The organism is Streptomyces nanshensis, assembly GCF_001751255.1.
GTDB lineage: Bacteria > Actinomycetota > Actinomycetes > Streptomycetales > Streptomycetaceae > Streptomyces > Streptomyces nanshensis_A.
Window position 1 is genome coordinate 1 of sequence record NZ_LJGW01000281.1, and the last position, 4575, is coordinate 4575.

Consider the following 4575-nt stretch of genomic DNA (forward strand, 5'->3'; position numbering starts at 1 on the left):
CATGCGGCTACTGGCGGCGCCGCGGCATGATCACCCACCCCGGACAGGTCGTCGCCGCCCCCGGCGCCGCGCTGCTGCTCTTCGCCGTCCTCGCCGCCTCCGGCCGCGGCACCGTCCTCACCCCGCGCCCGGCCGAGAGCTGGTACGGGCACGCGGCCCGGCTGCTGGGCCGTCCGCTGACCACCGTCGCCGTGCCGGCCGAGTGCGGAGGCGTACCGGATCCGGTCGCGCTGCGCGAGACGGTGCGGCGCGAGCGCGCGGAGGGACGCGAGCCGCGGGTGCTGGTGCTCTCCGTGGCCGACGACTGCACCGGTACGGCCGTGCCCCCGGAGCTGCTGCACGAGGTGATCGAGGCGGCCGGTGACGAGCGGCTGCTGATCGTCAGCGACGAGACCTGGCGCGAGACGCCGCACACCCCGCACAGCACGGTGATCGTCAGCCCCGCCGAGATGATCCAGGGCGGCCGGGAGAGCGACGCCGTCGTCGTGCTCGCCGACCTCGCCCGCACCCTGCTGCCGAACGGCCCCGCCGCCGGGATCGCCCGCTTCCCGGACAGCGGCCGCGGGCGCGGACTGGCCGACGCCGTACGCGAGGTGCTGGCGGTGCTGCGCACCGGGCTGAGTCCCCGCGAGGACTCCGCCGCGGCCGACGCCCTCACCGAACCCGAGCCGCTGCGCACCCGCCGCGCGACGGCGGCGAGCGCGTACGGGGCGCTGCTCGGCGGGCTCCATCACGTCGTCACCGAGGCCGGGGCGCTGTGCCGTCCGCCGCGCGTGGGCCACCACGTCTACGCCGACTTCGAGCCGGTGCGTCCGCGCCTCGAAGTGCGGGGCATCCGCGGATCGGCGGGNCTGGTGCGGTCGTTCGGGCCGCATGTGTGCGGCGGGCACCGCCTCGGGGACGACCCGGCGGCGCTGCGCGTACGGCTCTCCAGCGGGCTGGTGACGGGCGGCGCCGAACCGCCCGGACCCTCGGCATCGCCCGGTTCCGGCCGGGTACTGGATGCGGTGAAATCGGCCCTCGCCGACCTGACGGCCCTCCGGGAGTGACTGTGGAACCGGACAGGACGCTGACCGATCGGACGACCACCGGGACGCACCGGACGGCCGCCGCGGCGCCCGGTGCGGCGCCCGGTGCCGCGGAGGGCGCGGCCCCAGCGGGAACGGACCCCGCGGGGACGGACACCGCGCATCCCTCGCCCTCCTCGTCGCCCCCGCTGTCCTCACCGTCCGCGCCGCCGAGCGCGGAGCCGCCGGGTCCCACGGTCTGCCCCGTGGGCGCCAAGCGCTTCTGGCCGCGGAGCTTCGTCCACCGGCTCACCGCGCCGCTTCCCGACGTACGGGATCTGCTGCGCGTCGTACGGGAGGGGGCGATGCGGCCCGCGCCGGAGACCCTGGACGACATCGCCAGGCTGCCCTGCGCACCGGGCCCGCTGCCCGAGGCGCCGCCCGGCACGATCGCCGTCACCTGGGCGGGGCACGCGAGTTGGATCGTGCGCGTCGGCGGTCTGACGGTGCTGACCGACCCGGTCTGGTCCCGGCGCATCCTCGGTACGCCGCCTCGTGTGACACCGCCCGGCGTCGACTGGTCGCACCTGCCGCCGGTCGACGCCGTCGTCATCTCGCACAACCACTACGACCATCTCGACGCGCCCACCCTGCGCCGACTCCCGCGCGACACCCCTCTGTTCGTGCCCGCCGGGCTGCGCCGCTGGTGCCGCAGACGGGGCTTCACCAGCGTCACGGAGCTGGACTGGTGGGAGGCGGCGGAGCTGCCCGCCGCCGACGGCGAGGGCGGACGCGTGCGCTTCGAGTTCGTCCCCGCGCACCACTGGTCCCGCCGGTCGCTGGCGGACACCTGCCGCTCCCTGTGGGGCGGCTGGGTGCTGACGCATCGCGGCGAACAGGCCCGCGGGCGGCTCTACTTCGCGGGCGACACCGGTTACGGGCACTGGTTCGCGGAGATCGGCCGCCGCTGCCCCGGCATCGATCTGGCGCTGCTGCCGGTCGGCGCGTACGAGCCGCGCTGGATGCTCAAGCCGGTGCACACCTCGCCGGAGGAGGCGGTGCGCGCATGCGGAGACGTGGGCGCGCGGGCCATGGCGCCCATGCACTACGGGACGTTCCTGCTCTCGGCCGAGCCGCCGCTCGCGCCCCTGGAGCGCGTACGGGAGGCGTGGGCGGCGGCGGGACGGGACCGTGCCGACCTGTGGGACCTGCCGGTGGGGGCGTCGCGCGTACTGGAACCGGAACCGGGGCGGGAGTCGGGCCCGTAACGGGAGCGGTCCGTACCGGAGACCTGAGCGGACCCGGACCCGGACCCCGGAACCGCGCCCGGCCCCGGACGCGGAGCGTCAACCCGCCCGCAGCCGCCGCCAGATCACCGGTACGGCGCTGATGACGACCGTCAGGACGACCGCCGCCGCGACCCCCTCCCACGGCTCGGGGAAGACGGAACCGCTGAGCAGCCCGATGAGCTGGTAGGTCACCGCCCAGGCCAGACAGGCGGGCAGATTGCCCCGTACGAACTCGCGCGTGGGCATGCGCGCGAGCAGGCAGGCCAGCATGACCGGTATCCGTCCGGCCGGCAGGAGCCGGGAGACGATCAGCACCGGCACCTCGTGGTCGCGCAGCCGGTCCTGCGCCTGGCCGAGGCGTTCCGGAGGCGCGTGCTCGCGCAGCCGCTCCAGCCAGCGCGACCCGCTGCGGGAGTCGACGCCGCGCCTGCCGAGCCAGTACAGCGTGACGTCACCGAGGAACGCCGCGGCCGCCCCGATGAGGAAGACCGCCGCGAGCGCCAGCCCCGGGACGCTCTGGTGCAGCGCCACCACCGCGGCGCCGCTCACCAGGGCGCCCGTCGGCACCACCGGCACCAGCGACCCCAGCACCACCAGCAGGAAGAGGGACGGATAGGTCACCGCCTGCTGTGTGGACTCCGGCGGCAGCCCCGCGACCGCCACCAGATCCGCGCCCGCGCCCGCGGCTATGCAGGGGGAGAGCATCAGGCCGCCTCCAGCCTCATGCTCTCGCCGTGCGCCAGCCGGTGCACCGTGACCTCCGGCGCCAGCGCCCCGGCCTTGCGTACGAACTCGTCGCCGGGCGCGTGGAATTCGTGCGGCCGTACCGCATCCATGCCGATCGGCCAGAACGTCCCGTAGTGCACCGGCACCGCCGTGCGCGGACGCAGCCGGGCCAGGGCCCGCGCGGCGCGCTCCGCGTCGAGATGCCCCTCGCCCAGCCACGGGCCCCAGCCGCCGACGGGCAGCAGCGCCGCGTCGAGGGGGCCGACGGCCTCGGCCATGCCGTCGAAGAGGCCGGTGTCGCCGGCGAAGTACGTACGGGCGGCGCCCTGGACGACGTAGCCGAGCGCGGGCGCGCGGTGCGGTCCGTACGGCAGGCGGCGTCCGTCGTGTGCGGCGGGCACCGCGCGTACCGTCACATCCCGTACGGCGACGCACTCCCCGGCGTCCACCTCGTCGAACCGCAGCAGCGACGCCAGCCGCCGCAGCCCCGGCACCGCACGCAGCGCACCGCGCGGCAGCACCACACGGGTGCCCGGCTCCAGCAGCGACAGCGAGCCGAGATGCAGATGGTCGGCGTGCAGATGGGAGACGAGCACGACGTCGGCGAGGGCGGCGGACGGCGGCGGCAGCGCACCGCGCCGGCGGCGCAGATGTGCCATGCGCCGCACCAGCAGCGGGTCGGTGAGAACCGTCACGCCGGAGTCCCGGACCGTGGCCGTGGCGTGGCCCCACCACGTGACTTCCACCGGCACCTGTGCTCCTCCCTGACGCCGGACGACCCGCGTCCGGCCTGTGTCCGACCGCATCGGGACCGCGTCCCGCCCGCGCGTGACCTGCGCCCGTACTGCCCGCGTCCCCTCGAGCCTATGCGCGTGTGACTGCGCACCCGCGGCCCGTGCGCCCGGCACGTGATCGGGCGCGCGGGGTCGCACGGGGCGAGACCGGGCGCTGTGCCGCGAGCCGGGCACACCATGGAGAATCGGAGAATATCCCGCGCATCGGGAGGGTTCTCGTGCCTGGGGACGTACGAGCGGGGGCGGGAGACTCGGGAGGCGGCGGCATGCGGCTGCATTTCTTTCCTCCGGCGCTGCCGGGCGAGACGCCCCGGCAGTGGCGGTCCCTCGGCGCTGCCGTGCTGCGGGTGCTGGCCGTGTGGCTGGTGAGCACCCTGACGCTGCTGGTGCTCGCGGGGCTGCTGCCCGACGTACGGCTCCAGTCGTCCGACGGCGACAGCGCCACGTTCATCGCCTCGACGGCCGCCATAGGAGCGGCGGTCTTCGGGCTGCTGGGCGCGGTGGTGTGGCCGGTGCTGGTGCGGGCGCTGCTGCTGGTTCCGGCGCTGGTGCTGGGCACGCTGGTCTTCTTCCTCAACGGGTCGCTGCTGTGGCTGGCGCTCTCCCTGGTGCCGTACGGAGGCGGGTCGGCCGATCCCGGCACGGCCGTCGTCGTGGCCGCGGCGATGTCCGCCGCGTCGTCGGCGACCGGCACCGCCCTCGCCGTACGCGACGACGGCGCCTACCGCCGCCGGCTGGCGCGGCTCGCGGACCGCAGGC

General features: G+C 75.9%; 5 protein-coding genes. 3 read left to right on the plus strand and 2 right to left on the minus strand.

Annotated features, from left to right (window positions below):
* Window positions 1-26: 26 nt before the first annotated feature.
* Both AN218_RS38275 and AN218_RS16610 read left to right on the plus strand, forming a co-directional pair.
* On the plus strand, window positions 27-1049 hold the full coding sequence (locus AN218_RS38275) for an aminotransferase class I/II-fold pyridoxal phosphate-dependent enzyme (protein WP_476755965.1): 1023 nt from the start codon (window positions 27-29) through the stop codon (window positions 1047-1049).
* A 167-nt stretch (window positions 1050-1216) separates the two neighbouring features.
* On the plus strand, window positions 1217-2275 hold the full coding sequence (locus AN218_RS16610) for an MBL fold metallo-hydrolase (RefSeq protein WP_070017675.1): 1059 nt from the start codon (window positions 1217-1219) through the stop codon (window positions 2273-2275).
* 78 nt (window positions 2276-2353) lie between these two features.
* On the opposite strand, the gene AN218_RS16615 is transcribed toward AN218_RS16610, so the two are convergent.
* Window positions 2354-3001, minus strand: a complete 648-nt coding sequence (locus AN218_RS16615; protein ID WP_070017673.1) for a DedA family protein — start codon at window positions 2999-3001, stop codon at window positions 2354-2356.
* Complete coding sequence (locus AN218_RS16620; RefSeq protein ID WP_070017674.1) at window positions 3001-3774, minus strand: MBL fold metallo-hydrolase; 774 nt, start codon at window positions 3772-3774, stop codon at window positions 3001-3003. The genes AN218_RS16615 and AN218_RS16620 overlap by 1 nt, the downstream gene beginning before the upstream one ends.
* Window positions 3775-4082: 308 nt before the next feature.
* Between AN218_RS16620 and AN218_RS16625 the strand changes: the two genes are divergently transcribed.
* Window positions 4083-4575, plus strand: a 493-nt coding sequence (locus tag AN218_RS16625) for a phage holin family protein (RefSeq protein WP_141747599.1), incomplete at its 3' end; no start/stop codon positions are given.